Raw genomic sequence first — 16,480 nt, 5'->3', positions numbered from 1 at the left:
GTCCCCACGCCTCCAGATGCGTCAGTCAGCGCGTTTCTCCATCGATTCCAGCGCATTGGCGAGGCGCTGTTCCTCGCCATAGTAGCGGGCACGATCCCAAAAATGCGGACGGCCAATGCCGGTCGACACATGCTCGCCCAGCAGCCTGCCGTTCGAGTCCTCGCCCTTGATGTTATAGAGCACGAGATCCTGCGTGATGATGACGTCGCCTTCCATGCCGATCACCTCGGTGATGTGGGTGATGCGGCGCGACCCGTCGCGAAGGCGTGCTGCCTGGATGATGACATCGATGGAGCCGACGACGATTTCGCGCACAGTCTTCTGTGGCAATGAATAGCCTCCCATGGCGATCATCGATTCGATACGGTTCAGGCATTCGCGCGGGCTGTTGGAGTGGATCGTTCCCATCGAACCGTCATGGCCGGTGTTCATCGCCTGTAGCAGGTCGAAAACCTCCGGTCCGCGCACTTCGCCGACGATGATGCGTTCGGGCCGCATGCGCAGGCAGTTCTTGACTAGGTCGCGCATGGTCACCTCGCCTTCGCCCTCGAGATTGGGCGGGCGGGTTTCGAGACGCACCACATGCGGCTGCTGCAGTTGCAGCTCGGCCGAGTCCTCGCAGGTGATGACGCGTTCCTCGCGGTCGATATAGTTGGTCAGGCAGTTGAGCAGCGTCGTCTTGCCGGAGCCGGTACCGCCGGAGATGACGATGTTGCAGCGGACGCGGCCGATGATCTTGAGGATCTCGGCGCCCTGCGGCGAGATGGCGCCGAACTTGACCAGCTGATCGAGCGTCAGCTTGTCCTTCTTGAACTTGCGGATGGTGAGCGCGGTGCCGTCGATGGACAGCGGCGGGGCGATGACATTGACGCGGGAACCGTCGGGCAGGCGGGCGTCGCAGATCGGGCTCGATTCGTCGACGCGGCGGCCAACCTGGCTGACGATGCGCTGGCAGATGTTGAGCAGTTGCTGATTGTCGCGGAAGCGGATGCCGGTCTGTTCGACCTTGCCGTTGACTTCGATGTAGACGTTCTTGGAGCCGTTGACCATGATGTCGGCGATATCGTCGCGGGCAAGCAACGGCTCCAGCGGGCCGTAGCCCAGCACGTCGTTGCAGATGTCTTCGAGCAGCTCTTCCTGCTCGGCAATCGACATTGCGAAATTTTTGATGGCGATGATGTCGTTGACGATATCGCGGATTTCCTCGCGCGCGCTCTCGGGATCGAGCTTGGCGAGCTGCGACAGGTCGATGGTGTCGATAAGCGCGGAGAAGACCTGACTCTTGGTGTCGTAGTAGGTCTCGCTGCGTTCGCGCTGGACCTTTCTTACCGGCTCCGGCGCTATTGGCGGCGCCTCAACAGCACGGCGAGCGGGCGGCATTGCCGGCGCAGCAGACGGCGACGCTGCGGCGGGCCGGGAAAGAACGGCCGTGTCCGCGGGCTTTGCAGCCGCCGGCGCCGCTGGCGGCGGTGCTGGATGACGGAATTCCGGGGTGGACCGGCTACCGTCGTCGGAGCCTCTTTTACCAAACATGATCGACTACCAATTCCGCTTGAGAAGCGTCATTTCTTGTTACGCGAGAGCTTGCCGAGCAGGCCGCCAAGGCCTGCCTTCTTCTTGGCCTTGATTTCGCTGCGACCGGTCAGCACATGCGCGATTTCATTGATCATCCCGACGACCGGGCTCTTGGCATCCATCTCGCCCAGCATGCGACCGTTGTTGGCGGCGTTTCCAAACAGCAACGGGTCGAAGGCGATCACCGACATCGGCGTGATGCCGAGCGGCTCGGCGAAGTCGGAAGCTGATATTTCGGGTCGTTTCGGCACCCCGGCCTGATTGATGATGAGCTTCGGCGGCGCATCGTTCGGGCGAAGCCGCGTCAGCATATCGACCATATTCTTGGTGTTGCGCAGATTGGCCAGTTCCGGTGTCGCCGTGATGACGATCTCGTCGGCCTTCATCAGTGTGTTCTTGGTCCAGCCAGTCCAGACATGGGGGACGTCGAGCACCAGCAGCGGCACGCTGCGCTGCGCGGTGTCGATGAGTTGTGTGAAGGCCTCGGGATCGAAGTCGTAGACCCGCTCCAGAGTGGAGGGCGCAGCAAGCAACGACAGATGCTCGGCGCACTGGGCAAGCAACCGGTCGAGATAGACCTCGTCGACGCGTTCGGGCGAAAACACGGCTTCGGCGATGCCTTGCGCCGGGTCCTGGTCGAAATTTATGTTGGCCGTCCCGAAAGCCAGGTCGAGATCGGCGACGACCACTTCCGACTTGAACAGTGATGACATCGCCCACGCCACATTGTGGGCGATGGTCGAGGAGCCGACGCCGCCCTTGGCGCCGATGAAGGCAATCGAGCGGCCGATCGGCTCGGCCTCCGGATCGACGAAGATCGACGACACCACGGAGACGACATCGGCCATCGACACCGGCGCGATGACATATTCGGAAATACCGAAGCGGATAAGTTCGCGGTAAAGCCCGACATCGTTGTAGTGGCCGATCACCACGACTTTCGAGGAGGGATCGCAATATTCGGAAAGCTGGGCAAGCTGCTCCAGCAATTGCTTCGGTTCGCTGCGTGATTCCAGCAGGATCAGGTTCGGCGTGGGCGCCGACTGGTAGAATTCGATTGCCGTGGCGATGCCGCCCATATGCACTTTCAGATGCGCCTTCGCCATGCGGCGGTCCTCGCCGGCCCGCTCCACCGGATGCGCGACACCTTCGGTCTCGCAAAATGCCTGGATCGAAATACGTGGGACCGGCCGCAGCGCCTGCATCGCGGCAATATCTGATTGCGAGCTGTCGCCGCCGTCTACGGGCGCGTCATAGGCAAGATTGCTCATCGTCATGCTCTTTCCGTGACTTCTCTTTCCGGTCTCGCGGGACTGGCGCTCCTAGTACGTCACTTCCGAATTGCCGAGGAACTCGTCCGAAATACCCCTACCGCGATAGACGTCGATCACCGCACCGCGGTTCTCGGCGTCGATATCGGTCGACTTTCTTGGCCCCAGCAGATCGGTCGGATTGGCGAGCTGTGCGGCGAGGTTGTTCTGAGACGAGCAGCCGTAATCGGCGTAGTGCTTGTTTTCCGAGGTCTCGAACAAGTCCCCGGGCCAGCGCCCGCATTTGTCGGTCTGGGCCCTCACCGAAATATAGGAGACGCGGATAGGCGCCGAGGCTTCCGGGGAAACCGACTGATAGGAGGTAACGACGATCCGGTTTCGCTTGATGCCGCTGGCAACCGCCAGCCTGGCGAAATCGCGCGCCGCGGCAGTCGCTGCCACCTCGTTGGCCGAGCCGATCGGGGTTGCGATCGTCAGCGCCGGGGCAGCGCTCTTGTCGTAGCCGTCGAGGAAGCCGAGAAGCGTATCGCGCTGCGAGCCGGTCATGCCGCGATCACCGGCGCCGACCGGAAGGTCGATCTTCTGGTTCTTCTCGGCAATGACGATCGGATGCGTGGTGCGATAGTCATCGGGGATTGCCCCAACCGTGATGCTGTCGCGCTTGGCGCAACCGGCGAGCGAGGCCGCGATCGCGATCGCCAGGATCGGTATTGCCGATCGGCGGATCCGGGCACCATCGGACCGCACTGTTGCGGCGACCGCCATTGCCTTCGATGCTGACTGAGACATGTCCGCTCCCCGCTTACTTGTAGATGAAGCCGACAACGCCGTGATAGCGGCCGTTGGGCTTGTCGGTCTGCATGGTGCCGTAGACGCGGTTGACGCGGCCAAGGAACATGGCCGGGCCATCGCCGGCGGCGTTGAAATTGTCGTCCGGCTTGGCCAGGTCGTTGCGCGCCACCGGCCGCGCCAGATAGGGCGTGATGATGATCACCAGCTCGCTTTCGTTGCGGACGAAATCGCGGCTGCGGAACAACGTGCCGAGCACCGGGATCTTGGCAAGGCCGGGCAGACCCGAGACCGCCTGGCGGACGTCGTCGCGAACCAGGCCGGCGATCATCATCGAGCCGCCTGACGGCAATTCGACGGTGGTGTCGGCAAGCCTCTTGCGGATCGACAGGAGCGTCGTGCCGGGCAAGTTGGCGGCGCCCTCCAGGGTGGTCGCACCTTCCATGGTCGGCTCCGACACGGAGGTCCTGACCTTGAGGCTGATCCGGCCCGCCGACAGCACAACGGGCTGGAACTCGAGGCCTATGCCGTATTCGAGCTTTTCGTTGGTGTAGGTTACCTGGCCGGTCTGGTTGTCGGTCGAAACGTTGTTCGTACGTGCGGTGATAAGATTGAATTCGCCGCCGGCCCTGAACGTTGCCTTCTCGCCCGAAACCGCCGTGAGGGTCGGTTCGGCAAGCGTCTTCATGACGCCGCTTTGCTCCATGGCGTTGATGTAGGCTTGAAGGCCATTGCCTTTCCCGTCACCCAGCAGATTCAGCCCCGAATTCTGCGAAAGCGGTTTGCCCAGCCCGTAGCTGGGCGAACTCAGCGCACCGTAGGAAATGCCGTCGATGCTGCCGTTGCCGACCATATTGACGCCGAGCTGCTTCATCACCGAGCGGCTGACTTCGGCCACGGTCACCTTCAGCGTCACCTGGTCGTCGCCGATGATCTGCAGCAGGTTGACGATCTTCGAGACCCGGCGCTCGGCATCCGGATTGTTGATGTCGACGCCGCCATTGGCATTGCCACCGGCCGCGGTCTGCGAATACTGGCCGGTCGTCGCTTCACCGCCGGACACGAAGATGGTTGCCAGATCGACGGCGCGTTTGGCATCGAGCGGCGTATCCACCGTGCCGGTCAGGACGACGTTGTCGTTCAGCAACTCGACCTTGATGTCGGCCGTCGGCAGAAAGCGCTTGAGATAGTCGTCCAACCCGGCGACGTCGCGTTCGACGGCCAGGTCCAGACTGACGATCTGCTCGCCATTGGGACCGAAGACGAAGATGTTGGTTTCGCCCACTGCCTTGCCGAACAGATAGATGCGCCTTGCCGTGCGTGTCACCGCATCGGCGACCGCGGGGTTGGCGACAAGAATGTCGTAGGCGTCGCTTGGCAGGTCGATGACCACCGATTTGTTGAGGCCGAGCTTGACGCGTTGCGTGGCAGTCGAAGCCGTGACCCCGGCCCTCTTGCCGGCGGCCTTGGCCTCGAGGAGGCCACTTGCATGGGCTCCGAGGAAAAGCAGGCCGATTGCCGCAGCCATGGTGACCGGCAGTTTAGCGATTAACCTCATTTCCTTGCCCCTACTTCGGAAACTTCGCCCGATTTGATCAACCGCACCGTTCCGCGCCGCCCATTGCCGGAAACGAGGTAGTCGGCCTCATCCGTATGTTTTTCCTTGTTGTCGGTGATCGAACGCAGTGCCAGCGTCAGACGATCGGCCATCTGCTGGGCGACAGTGATGATCTCGGCCTGCTGCGGCGTCAGCTCCAGCGTCGCCGTCTGTCCGACCCTGGTCTTCTTGCCTTCCTCGTCCTCCTGGATGGTCTGGTCGATCGCCAGGACGCGGATGTTCTTGAGGATGGTTTCTGTGGTGAATCCGCTGCCGGCGTTGCCGGTGTCGGATCTGCGGGTCATGATGACGTCGACAAAATCGTTGGGCAGGATAAAGCCGCCTGCCGACGTATCGGCCGAGATCGCGGTGGCGACGGCGCGCATGCCGGTGGGCAGGATCGACGACATGAAGCTCTGCCCCTCGCCGATCAGCTTGGAGCGCCGCAACGGCTCGCCGGTGTACATTGCGACGCGGGCAACAGAGCCTTTCAGCTTCTCCAGCGCGTCGGGTTCGACGGCGCGGGTGATGAAATTCGCGTTGATCCCTTCGGCCGGCCAGGACTCCCAGCTGATGTTGTTCTCAAGCGGACTGCCCATGGCGACGTCGCCGGAAAGCACGAGGACATCCTGCAAGGCGATTGCAGGCGCCTGAGGCGCGTCGACGACGACCTGTTGGGGCGGCGAGACCGCCACCATGTTCTTGGCAACGTAACCTGCACCACCCGCCGCAGCCACCGCCACGCCCAGAATGATCAGTCGGGATGCTGGCATCTGTCCGAACCCTCGCCTTTAGGCAAACCACCTATCCAGGCCGGACTTTGCAGCGGCAATCGTCAAAACAAGGTTAATGTAATGCTTACGATCGTGATTAATTTAAGGTTTACATAAATTGGACACATCCAACGCTGCGACAAACAAAAAGGCGGCCAAGCCGCCTCTTTTCATCGATGCCGGAGAGGTTCGCTGTATCAGGTCGCCAGCCTTGCCAATGCCCAGACCATCAAAGGTGAATCCGGATAGGTCAGCAACCCGCCAATGCCGAGTGCAATGCCGTAGGGAACGCCAGTCGTGTCGTCGGCGAAATGGCGCAGGAACGGATTGTGGCTGGTATAAGTCGCCAGCGGCGATTTCCGATAGAGAAGGATGGCGAGCGTCAGCAGACCACCGATGAACGTCGAGATCACGAGATACTCGACAAGGTGAGGGTTGAACCCCATCCAGACGGCGGTGCCGGCGAGCAGCTTGGCGTCGCCGCCCCCCATGCCGCCAAGCGCAAACAGACCGAATGTCACAGCCAGCACCAGGGCGCCGGCAGCGAAATGCCAGCCATAGGTTGCCCAGTCCATGCCCGTCAACGGCGCAACCAGGGCAAACACCGCCAGCAGCAACACCGGTACGCGGTTGGCGATCGTCATCGACAGCATGTCGGAGATCGCGGCGAAGAGCATGCAAAAAGGAAAGACGACGAAGATCAACGCTTCGAGCATGGGTGCGGCACCCTGTTGCCAACTGTATCCAGCCTCAGCCTAGACATATACGATTAACGATCGATGAGACTGGGTACTCGAAATCGCCCGACGCGATGAAATAGGGGCCGCCAATCAGGCGGCCCTTATCTCTAAAGCAACCAGGGGTATTACGAACCACTCACCTTGCCGGCGATCTCGGTGAACTTGTTGTTCAGGGCGTTGCCGAGCGAACCAGCACCGACCATGATGGCAAGCGCGATGAGAGCGGCGATCAGACCGTATTCGATAGCGGTCGCGCCGGACTCGTCCTTCACGAAACGTGCGATGAGATTAGACATTCGAGAGCTCCTACTCCACGTGTTACAGCACTTCCGTCAACTTCTGTGTGGTGGTTGATCGGATGCTGCCAATCTAGGGAGAAGCTCTTTCAATCGGCTTAATAAACAGCCTTACCGATTCCTTTCGCGCCTCGAACAGCTTGCGTGGTTAACCGTAAACTAAACGCCGAACAGCGGCTCGCCTACCCGTGAAAAGGCCGCGAAAGCTGGAGCTTCAAGGCTATCGGCAGGACGCTCTTTATATTAGCCAGTGGCAAAATGCCCGCGGATATCCCAGGCCCGGTCATCGGCTTAACCGTTGGTTCACCAATCTCCTTCATGTTCCGTTGAACAAGTTTGCCGTGGAGCGCCTCGATGACCGCCATGAAATCGTCATTCCTGCTTGCCGCGCTTCTCGCCGTTCCGGCTTTTGTGCTGCCGGCCAAGGCCGGAGCCGGCATCGAAGTGACGATGAACCAGGCCAAGATCGTCAAACTGACACGCCCAGCCGACACTATCGTTGTCGGCAATCCGGCGATTGCCGACGCCTCCGTCCAGGATGCATCGACGATCGTGCTGACGGGCAAGGGGTTCGGTGTCACCAATCTGGTTGTCCTCGACCAGGAGGGCAGCCCAATCATCGACGAGCAGGTGACGGTGGTGCGCCAGGACGCGTCGTCGGTGCGTATATACAGGCGCGCTTCGGTACAGACCATGTCCTGCACGCCCTATTGCGAGAGCTCGTTCAAGAGCGAGTCGGAGAAGGCCTCCGAAGCCGAAATGAGCGCCGGCCAGTAAGCGCCTGGGCTGCTAGCAGTTTCCCGAAATTTTGCTTCGGTTAGCGGCGGGTTAATGCCTTCCCATCGAATTTAACGGTCATCCAAACCGGACCTCAATGGGTTCTCGCTAATGTTGCTGACGGTACCGCATCAGGATCGGCAGGGACGTGACATGGGCGACGTTTTGGACGGGCGTTTAGACGAGGATTCAGGACGCGAGATCGCGAAGGGCAAGGCAGGACGCGTAACGTTTACCCGCCGCTTCCTTGGCGATCGTCGCGGCAGCACGGCGATGGAATTCGCCATGCTGGCGATCCCGTTTGCGCTTCTCGTCTTCGCCATCCTCGAGAGCTGCATTTCATTTGCCGGACAGGAGGTGATGGCCAACATCACCGACGACGTCGCCCGCCAGGTGCGCACCGGCCAGCTGAAGCCGGCCGACCTGACCGGAACCAAGCTCCGGGACCTCATCTGCACCAGACTGGAGATCATGGTCGCCAAGACCTGTCCCGGACTGCTGGTGGATCTGCGCGAATATCCGACCTTTGCCGATGCCGCCACGGCTGGCTTCAAGATCGTCAATGGCGAGATCGTGCTGACGCAAGGCACGAATTCGATGAGCTTCGCCGTGACGCCGGGCCTGGCGGAAACGAAGAACATGCTGCGGGTCTTCTACAAATGGCCGGTCATGACCGATTTCATGGCCAAATCGATGGCCAATCTGAAAGACGGCAACACGCTGCATTTCGCATCGGTGACCTGGCAGAACGAACCGTTCGACGACTGAGAACGCAGCGTTATTTTGGCTTAAAGGGAAACAGGCATGTATCGTGCGGGGGCACATCAGGGGTTTTCGAGTATCTGGGCAAGAGCGATGCGATTCTGCTCGGATCGCCGCGGCGTCGCGGCCATCGAGTTCGCCTTCATCGTGCCTGTGCTGCTCATCATGTATTTCGTGACCATGGAGGCGTCGCAGGCCATCGAGACCAGCAAGAAGGTCAGCCGCATCGGCTCCATGGTTGCGGATCTCGTGACGCAGCAGACGTCGGTCACGCAAGCAGACCTCGATGCGATCATGAAGATCGGTACCTCGACCCTGCAGCCCTACAACCGCTCAACGCCGACGATCATCGTCACGGCGATACAGGTCACGACCGAGACGCCGCCGAAGGTAAAGGTCGTGTGGTCGCGCAAGCTGGTCGAGGGCGCCTATAGCGTCGACGCCGCCAAGGACACCATCACGACAGTTCCCTCCACGCTCAAGATCGCTGACACGTTCCTCATCCGCGTCGAAAGCAGACTCGGTTACAAACCCATCATCACCTGGTCTGCCGACAGCGAAAAGCGACTTGGTCTGACCTCGGCCTTCGACTCGATAACGATGGGCGAGACCTATTACCTCAGGCCGCGCCGGGGCCCGACCGTCCCCTGCAGCAACTGCTGAAGTGCCGGATCTATTGGCCGCTGCTGTCCGACAGCAGGCGCACGATGGCTGTTGCCATCGCATAGTCGCCGGCCGCGGCTGATATGAAGCCGCCGGAATGTTTCGATTCCACGAAATCGTAGACTTCCGGCGACTGCGATCGGAGATTGGTAAGCAAGACGGTCAGCCGGCGCTTGGCTTCGGGGTCGAGATCGCTGCGGACGGCGTGGGGACCGTATCGCAGCATACCGGAGGTCCAGATGATCTGGAGCGCGGCTTTTGGAATTCCCGCTGCCTCCAGCCGCGCCGCCGTGCCGCCCGGATCAGCCGGCTGATCGCCGGCAATTGCCGTCCGGTTTTCCGCCGCGGCCCGCTCCCAGCCGAACACGGCATCGGCCTGGCCATCGACCAGCATCGCTTCGGCAGCGGCGGCCGAGCCGGCATGAGTGAGGAATGGCGCATCCTGGCTGATCTTGATGCCATCGGCGGCCAGCCCGGCGAGCGGTAGAAGAGAACCGCCGACATTATCGGAAGGCGCCATGGCGATGTGGTGCGTTTGCATGGCTGCAAGATCGGGAAGCTTGCTGTCGCGCGTCAAAAGCACGGAGCGGATGCCGGTTGCGCCGTCGGCATCGACCGGCGCCACCAGAGGTTCGACGCAGCCGCAGCGCTCCAAGGCGGTGGCGTAGGCGGTCGCCGAATAGACCGCGTACTGAATCCGGGCATTGGCCTGTGCCTCGATCAGCGCGGCATAGTCATGCGCGACGACGAATTCCACCTTCATGCCGAGCGCCTTGCCGTAGGCGTCTGTCAGCCGGGCCAGACCCGGAACCGTGTTGCCTGCGCCCGGCTCGGCAACGATGCCGATCCGAAACGTCCCGATCTGGTCGCGCCAGTCGGCGTGCGCGGCGTGCGGCAAGGCCAGCAACGCCATGGTGGTCGCCAATGCCCTCCAACCCGGCCCTATGGCGAGATCCGCCCGTGTCATCGTTTCATGCCTCGTACCGCCGTTCCTCGAAGCGCGCCGCATCTCGCAAGGATGCGTGCACCGTGCCTACCCGCCGTCGCGACTATTGCGCCAAGCCGTTGCCGCCTGGTTTCCGATTTGCCAATGCCGCGACGGGACCTTATGTCTGGTCCCCCAGACTGGCAATGACGGCACCGATGGCGCGCGCTTTCCTCTTCGTTCTCGATTCTTTCGGCATTGGCGGCGCCGCCGATGCCGAACGCTATGGCGACGCCGGGTCGAACACATTCGGACATATCGCCCAGGCCTGCGCGGAAGGCCGCGCCGATCGCGAAGGCCTGCGCAAGGGACCGCTTCTGGTGCCCAACATGGTTTCACTCGGTCTAGCCCGCGCCGCGCACACTGCGACCGGCTTCCGGTTCGACAGCACGGCCGACGCTGTTTCGGCCTCCGCCTTCCACGGCGCCGCGCAGGAGATCTCGAGCGGCAAGGATACGCCGTCGGGCCACTGGGAAATCGCCGGCCTGCCGGTGCGCTTCGACTGGGGCTATTTCCCCGATACGGCGCCCGCCTTCCCTGCCGAACTGACCGAAGCGATGATCCGCGAGGGCAAGGTGCCGGGCATTCTCGGCAATTGCCATGCGCCGGGCACTGAGATCATCGAGCGCTTCGGCGAGGAGCATATCCGCACCGGCAAGCCGATCTGCTACACCTCGGTCGATTCCGTCCTGCAGATAGCAGCGCACGAGGTGCATTTCGGCTTGGAGCGTCTCTACGAGTTCTGCAAGACGGTGCGCCGGCTGGTCGACCCGCTGAAAATCGGACGGGTGATCGCGCGGCCCTTCCTTGGCGAAACATCCGCCACCTTCGAGCGCACCTACAACCGCCATGACTACGCCGTGCCGCCGCCTGAGCCGACGCTGCTCGATCGCTTGACCGGGCGCGGCAGCCGGGTGATCGCGGTCGGCAAGATCGGCGACATCTTCGCCCACCGCGGCATCTCGGAAGTGCGCAAGGCGCCCGGTAACATGGCAATGTTCGACAAGGCGCTGGGCGCGATGGACGATGCCGGCGACGGCGACCTGGTGTTCGCCAATTTCGTCGACTTCGACACCGAATTCGGCCACCGTCGCGACGTCGCCGGCTATGCGGCGGCGCTCGAAGCCTTCGACCGCCGGCTGCCCGAGGCGCTGGTGAAACTGAAGCCGGGCGATCTGCTCATCCTCACCGCCGACCACGGCAACGACCCGACATGGCGCGGCACCGACCACACGCGTGAACGCATTCCGGTCATCGGCACCGCACCGGGTCTCGCGGGCGGCGACATCGGGCTCAGGACCACCTTCGCCGATATCGGTGAAACCGTGGCCGAACACCTCGCGCTGGGGCAAGGCCGACACGGTACCTCCTTCCATGCGACGATAGGCAGCCATGCCTGAGTTGCCCGAGGTCGAAACGGTCCGGCGTGGCCTTCAGCCGGTTCTGGAAGGCGCGCGCATCGTGCGCGTCGAGGCACGCCGGCCCGATCTCAGATTTCCGTTTCCGGCGAAATTTGCGCAGCGGCTGACCGGCAAGACCATCACCGCGCTTGGCCGCCGCGCCAAATATCTGACCATGCATCTGGACGGCGGTCCGGTTCTGATCTGCCATCTCGGCATGTCGGGCTCGTTCCGTATCGAAACCGCTGATGACAGCGCGACGCCAGGCAAGTTCCACCACGAGCGCTCGAAGGATGCCAAGCACGACCATGTCGTGTTCCACCTCGTATCGCCAGCCGGCGTCCCATCTCGCGTGGTCTTCAACGACCCGCGCCGCTTCGGCTTCATGCTGTTTGCGGAAGGGCTGGCCGACGCGCATCCGATGCTGGCGGGGCTGGGCGTCGAGCCGACCGGCAACGCGCTGGACGGCGCCCTGCTCGCCTCGCGGCTGAAGGGCCGCAGATCGCCGTTGAAGGCGGCGCTGCTCGACCAGAAGCTGATCGCCGGGCTCGGCAACATTTATGTGTCGGAGGCGCTGTGGCGCGCCGGCCTGTCGCCATTGCGCGAGGCAGGCACCATCGCCGGGACCGGCAAGAAGGCCAAGGAACAGAGCGAACGATTGGCGGAAGCGATCCGTTCAGTGATTGCCGACGCGATCGCCGCCGGCGGGTCGTCGCTGCGCGACTATGTGCACACAGACGGGTCGCTGGGCTATTTCCAGCATTCCTTCGCGGTCTACGATCGCGAGGGCGAGCCCTGCCCGACGCCCGGCTGCCGCGGCCATATCGAGCGCGTCGTGCAAAGCGGCCGCTCGACCTTCTATTGCCGGACCTGTCAGCGGTGAACTAGAGCGGCTCACCGTTTCACGGAAACGGCGACCCGTTCTAGCTATTGTTTTGACGCAATTCCGGAGGGAAAACCGCTCACACTTTTCCTGGAATTGCTCTAGACCGATCGCTTCAATGCCGGAACGAGGAGGCCAGCCCATGAGCTATGAAACCATCATCGTGGAGACGCGCGGCAAGGTCGGCCTGATCACGCTGAACCGGCCCAAGGCGCTCAACGCGCTGAATGCCCAGGTGCTGGCGGACATATTGGTGGCAGCAAAGGGGTTCGATGCCGATCCGGGCATCGGCGCCATGGTCATCACCGGTTCCGAGAGGGCCTTTGCGGCGGGCGCCGACATCAAGGAAATGCAGACCATCGCCTACGCCGACGCCTATGTCCGGGATCTTTTCGTCGGCTGGGAGGAATTCACACGCACGCGCAAGCCGATGATCGCGGCGGTCGCCGGCTATGCGCTGGGCGGCGGCTGTGAGCTGGCGATGATGTGCGATTTCATCATTGCCGCCGACACGGCAAAATTCGGCCAGCCGGAAATAACGCTCGGCGTCATTCCCGGCATGGGCGGATCGCAACGGCTAACCCGCTTTGTCGGCAAGTCGAAGGCGATGGACATGTGCCTTACCGGACGGATGATGGATGCCGCGGAGGCCGAGCGGAGCGGCCTGGCGTCGCGCGTCGTGCCGGCTGGGGAACTGGTCGACGAAGCGCTGAAGACCGCAGCCAGGATCGCTGAATTTTCGCTGCCCTCGGTGATGATGGCCAAGGAGGCCGTCAACCGCGCCTACGAGACGACGCTGGCCGAGGGGTTACGCTTCGAACGCCGGCTGTTTCACTCGCTGTTTGCGCTCGACGACCAGAAGGAAGGCATGGCGGCCTTTGCCGAGAAACGGAAGCCGAATTTCACCAACCGCTAGCGTCAACGCGTTAGAGCATGATGCCGCGACAAACGGTTTCCGTTCGTCCGAGAAAAACGGCTTCACACCTTTCGGCATCAGGCTCTGGCGGCGGAGGCCAAAAAGAAGCCAAAGCGGCGTTGACGTGCCGGGAAAGCTGAACTATAAGCCGCTCCAACCGAGGCGGCCGTTGGCTGCCCGTTTGTTTTTTGCGCCCTGCGGCATGCCGCATGCGCTCACCAGATCAGAAGAGAGGCACCATGGCCAATACCTCCTCGGCCAAAAAGGCAACGCGCAAGATCGCCCGCCGCGCAGCGATCAACAAGAACCGCCGCTCGCGCGTGCGTACCTATGTCCGCCAGGTCGAAGAGGCACTGGCTGCCGGCGACAAGGCAGCCGCGCTGGAAGCCTTCAAGACCGCAGAGCCGGAATTGATGCGCGCCGCGACCAAGGGCGTGATCCACAAGAATACGGCATCGCGCAAGGTGTCGCGTCTGGCTCACCGCCTCAAGGTGCTGTCGGCCTGATCGACCGTTCCTGAACTGTCGTTCTTTTAAACCCGGCCGATCGCGCCGGGTTTTTTCGTTTGCCGGCAAGCACTTAAAAAGAACGCCCGCAAAGCGTGCCCGGCCCGCATTCCAGAGTTCGGAATGCTTTGCCGGCACATACACTCCCACTTATATTCCAATCCGCCGAAACGGCCCGCGCCAATAAATTTGACTGTCACAAATTACTGATATTTTTCAATGACTTGCAGTCGGTGATCCACAGCTTGTTCACATCGCCTGTGGGCGACAGGCGGCAAGTTGGTGTCAAGCGAATTATTTCAGAAAATTTCAAACCGCACAGCCATTTTCATATTCGCGGCAAAAGGGTTTGAATCACAATGGCTTTGTCAAAATCTATGGTTCCAGGACGGGACCCGAACCCTTCATCAGTAACCAGATTCCTTAAAAATCCGTTAGACGTGGCCTTGCCCTATCCACAGCGATTTCGGTAATGTCGATCTATCGAAAGGGACGGGCCGTTAGCCCATAACTCAGCCTGAATCGGCCAGCTCACAGCGGCAGAATTCATGACGCGGATCAATTCCGTGAACGGGTATGGTTTGTCTTTTCGATGCGGTAGGGGACTGGCGTAATTTGTACATGGCAGGTCGATGGCGCACCGGCGTTTTCGCCGGGTGGTGTTGCTTTGCCCGAACATGTCAGACGGACTGGCTTTAAGCAGCCGGGACCGATCCCTTGCTGATGAGGCAACGTCAACGCCGGCGGCGGCGGTGGTGTTGTAGCGAAGATACGGTCGTCGGAAACATGGGTGCAGGAGGCGCACTCCCGGCGGAAAAAGGTACAGAGGAAAAGGGACGCAATCATCATGCAGAGCGGCATCGAGCGGGAGCTTTCGGGCGACCTGCCATTTCCTGGAACATTGGTCGGAGCGCACGACGTGGCGGCTTCCAGCGACGCGGAACAGAAGTTCGACCGGGTCAAGGCCCAGTTGAAGGCGCGTCTGGGAACCGAGGTCTATTCGAGCTGGTTCGGTCGGATGAAGGTGGCGGAGGCTTCCCGGGGCATTGTACGCATCTCTGTGCCCACGGCCTTCCTGCGCTCGTGGATCAATGGTCACTATCTCGATCTCATCGCCGACCTGTGGAAGCACGAAGACCCCGAGGTCCTGAAGATCGAGATCGTCGTGCGCACCGCGACCCGTCCGGCCCGCAATGGTGTCGAGCCCGAAGCCGTGCCTGCGCGCAAGATGACCAAGCAGACCCAGACCGCACTGGCGGCCGGCACGGCGGGTCCAGGCCGGGTGGAGCGGGCGCCCGCCCCTCGCCCCGGCACGCCGATCGAGGCCGAGTTCCGGCACAATGTGCTGGGGTCGCCGCTCGATCCGCGCTACACGTTCGGCTCCTTTATTGAAGGCCCGTCGAACCGGGTGGCCTTCGCTGCCGCCAAAGCCGTGGCGGAATCGCAGTCGAGCGCGGTGCGCTTCAACCCGCTGTTCCTCCATGCCACCGTCGGCCTCGGCAAGACCCACCTTTTGCAGGCGATCGCGGCCGAGTCGCTCAAACAGAACCCGAAGTCGCGCGTCGTCTACCTGACGGCCGAATATTTCATGTGGCGCTTCGCCACCGCGATCCGCGACAACAATGCGCTGACGCTGAAGGAACAGCTGCGCGACATCGACCTGTTGATCATCGACGACATGCAGTTCCTGCAGGGCAAGTCGATCCAGCATGAATTCTGCCATCTCATCAACATGCTGCTCGACAGCGCCAAGCAGGTGGTGGTTGCCGCCGACAGGCCGCCGTCGGAACTGGAATCGCTGGAGCCGCGCGTGCGCTCGCGCCTCAATGGCGGCGTCGCGCTCGAAATGTCGGCGCCGGACTTCGCCATGCGCATCGGCATGCTCAAGCTGCGGCTTGCCACGGCCAAGGTCGACGATGCGTCGCTCGATATTTCGGAGGAAATCCTCAACCACGTCGCCCGCACCGTGACCGGGAGCGGGCGTGAACTGGAAGGTGCGTTCAACCAGCTTCTGTTCCGTCAGTCGTTCGAGCCGGCGATCACCATCGACCGCATCGACGAGATCCTCGGCCACATCTATCGCTCGGGCGAGCCGAAGCGGGTGCGCATCGAGGACATCCAGCGCATCGTGGCGCGCCACTACAATGTGTCGAAGACAGAGCTTCTGTCGAACCGGCGCACGCGCACCATCGTCAAGCCGCGGCAGGTCGCCATGTACCTGTCGAAGGTGATGACGCCGCGTTCGCTGCCGGAGATCGGCAGGCGTTTCGGCGGTCGCGATCACACCACGGTGCTGCATGCCGTGCGAAAGATCGAGGACCTTTCCGGCGTCGACAATACGCTGGCGCAGGAGCTGGAACTGTTGCGCAGGCTGATCAACGACCAGGCCTGAGCGGCGAGGCAAACGGAGCGCGCCGGGTTTGGAATATTCGGTCGGCGCGCTTTAAATTTCTTGTTTTGATGCATGTCGTTGTCCCAAAACCGCTGCGCACTTTTGGGCGACATAGTCCTTTTTGATGCATGTCGTTGTCCCAAAACCGCTGCGCA

The 16,480-nt window shown here is 61.9% G+C and carries 16 protein-coding genes; 8 read left to right on the top strand and 8 right to left on the bottom strand.

The window, feature by feature from the left end; all coding sequences use genetic code 11:
• Positions 1-21: 21 nt before the first annotated feature.
• The 7 genes from AC1DXM_RS14675 to AC1DXM_RS14645 all read right to left on the bottom strand — a co-directional run bounded on the left by AC1DXM_RS14675 (position 22) and on the right by AC1DXM_RS14645 (position 7,041).
• Positions 22-1,533 (bottom strand): CpaF family protein, encoded by a 1,512-nt coding sequence (locus AC1DXM_RS14675; protein WP_477233682.1) that lies wholly within the window; start codon positions 1,531-1,533, stop codon positions 22-24.
• Between the two features lie 29 nt (positions 1,534-1,562).
• Positions 1,563-2,846: a CpaE/TadZ family protein gene (locus tag AC1DXM_RS14670; protein WP_376775146.1), complete on the bottom strand. Its 1,284-nt coding sequence runs from the start codon at positions 2,844-2,846 to the stop codon at positions 1,563-1,565.
• Positions 2,847-2,897: 51 nt separating this feature from the next.
• Positions 2,898-3,635, bottom strand: coding sequence for a CpaD family pilus assembly protein (locus tag AC1DXM_RS14665; RefSeq protein ID WP_477233681.1), 738 nt, complete (start codon positions 3,633-3,635; stop codon positions 2,898-2,900).
• A 13-nt stretch (positions 3,636-3,648) separates the two neighbouring features.
• Positions 3,649-5,193 (bottom strand): type II and III secretion system protein family protein, encoded by a 1,545-nt coding sequence (locus tag AC1DXM_RS14660; protein WP_477233680.1) that lies wholly within the window; start codon positions 5,191-5,193, stop codon positions 3,649-3,651.
• Positions 5,190-6,005, bottom strand: coding sequence for a Flp pilus assembly protein CpaB (gene cpaB / locus AC1DXM_RS14655; RefSeq protein WP_477233679.1), 816 nt, complete (start codon positions 6,003-6,005; stop codon positions 5,190-5,192). The genes AC1DXM_RS14660 and cpaB overlap by 4 nt, the downstream gene beginning before the upstream one ends.
• Before the next feature lie 197 nt (positions 6,006-6,202).
• Positions 6,203-6,721: an A24 family peptidase gene (locus AC1DXM_RS14650; RefSeq protein ID WP_112560528.1), complete on the bottom strand. Its 519-nt coding sequence runs from the start codon at positions 6,719-6,721 to the stop codon at positions 6,203-6,205.
• Between the two features lie 149 nt (positions 6,722-6,870).
• Positions 6,871-7,041, bottom strand: coding sequence for a Flp family type IVb pilin (locus tag AC1DXM_RS14645; RefSeq protein ID WP_477233678.1), 171 nt, complete (start codon positions 7,039-7,041; stop codon positions 6,871-6,873).
• A gap of 354 nt (positions 7,042-7,395) precedes the next feature.
• On the opposite strand from AC1DXM_RS14645, the gene AC1DXM_RS14640 reads away from it, so the two are divergent.
• From AC1DXM_RS14640 to AC1DXM_RS14630, 3 genes are all read left to right on the top strand, one after another.
• The gene (locus AC1DXM_RS14640) at positions 7,396-7,818 is read left to right on the top strand and encodes a pilus assembly protein N-terminal domain-containing protein (protein WP_352555265.1); all 423 of its coding nucleotides are present in this window, start codon (positions 7,396-7,398) and stop codon (positions 7,816-7,818) included.
• Between the two features lie 153 nt (positions 7,819-7,971).
• Positions 7,972-8,586, top strand: a complete 615-nt coding sequence (locus AC1DXM_RS14635; protein WP_246501494.1) for a TadE/TadG family type IV pilus assembly protein — start codon at positions 7,972-7,974, stop codon at positions 8,584-8,586.
• A 36-nt stretch (positions 8,587-8,622) separates the two neighbouring features.
• On the top strand, positions 8,623-9,243 hold the full coding sequence (locus tag AC1DXM_RS14630; protein ID WP_477233677.1) for a TadE/TadG family type IV pilus assembly protein: 621 nt from the start codon (positions 8,623-8,625) through the stop codon (positions 9,241-9,243).
• A gap of 10 nt (positions 9,244-9,253) precedes the next feature.
• On the opposite strand, the gene AC1DXM_RS14625 is transcribed toward AC1DXM_RS14630, so the two are convergent.
• On the bottom strand, positions 9,254-10,210 hold the full coding sequence (locus tag AC1DXM_RS14625; RefSeq protein WP_477233676.1) for a phosphate/phosphite/phosphonate ABC transporter substrate-binding protein: 957 nt from the start codon (positions 10,208-10,210) through the stop codon (positions 9,254-9,256).
• A 176-nt stretch (positions 10,211-10,386) separates the two neighbouring features.
• Between AC1DXM_RS14625 and AC1DXM_RS14620 the strand changes: the two genes are divergently transcribed.
• The 5 genes from AC1DXM_RS14620 (at position 10,387) to dnaA (ending at position 16,325) form a co-directional block, all read left to right on the top strand.
• The gene (locus AC1DXM_RS14620) at positions 10,387-11,628 is read left to right on the top strand and encodes a phosphopentomutase (RefSeq protein WP_477233743.1); all 1,242 of its coding nucleotides are present in this window, start codon (positions 10,387-10,389) and stop codon (positions 11,626-11,628) included.
• Positions 11,621-12,511, top strand: coding sequence for a bifunctional DNA-formamidopyrimidine glycosylase/DNA-(apurinic or apyrimidinic site) lyase (mutM, locus tag AC1DXM_RS14615; protein WP_477233675.1), 891 nt, complete (start codon positions 11,621-11,623; stop codon positions 12,509-12,511). The genes AC1DXM_RS14620 and mutM overlap by 8 nt, the downstream gene beginning before the upstream one ends.
• Positions 12,512-12,653: 142 nt before the next feature.
• On the top strand, positions 12,654-13,427 hold the full coding sequence (locus AC1DXM_RS14610; RefSeq protein ID WP_477233674.1) for an enoyl-CoA hydratase: 774 nt from the start codon (positions 12,654-12,656) through the stop codon (positions 13,425-13,427).
• 239 nt (positions 13,428-13,666) lie between these two features.
• Positions 13,667-13,933, top strand: a complete 267-nt coding sequence (gene rpsT, locus AC1DXM_RS14605) for a 30S ribosomal protein S20 (RefSeq protein WP_023681995.1) — start codon at positions 13,667-13,669, stop codon at positions 13,931-13,933.
• 847 nt (positions 13,934-14,780) lie between these two features.
• A complete protein-coding gene (dnaA, locus tag AC1DXM_RS14600; RefSeq protein WP_477233673.1) occupies positions 14,781-16,325 on the top strand; it encodes a chromosomal replication initiator protein DnaA in 1,545 nt (514 codons plus the stop codon).
• Positions 16,326-16,480 lie beyond the last annotated feature (155 nt).

The sequence above is a fragment of the Mesorhizobium sp. P3_A2 genome (assembly GCF_056403115.1).
The sequence above is the reverse complement of the archived record's forward strand: the minus strand, read 5'-3'. Positions and strand labels throughout refer to the sequence as shown.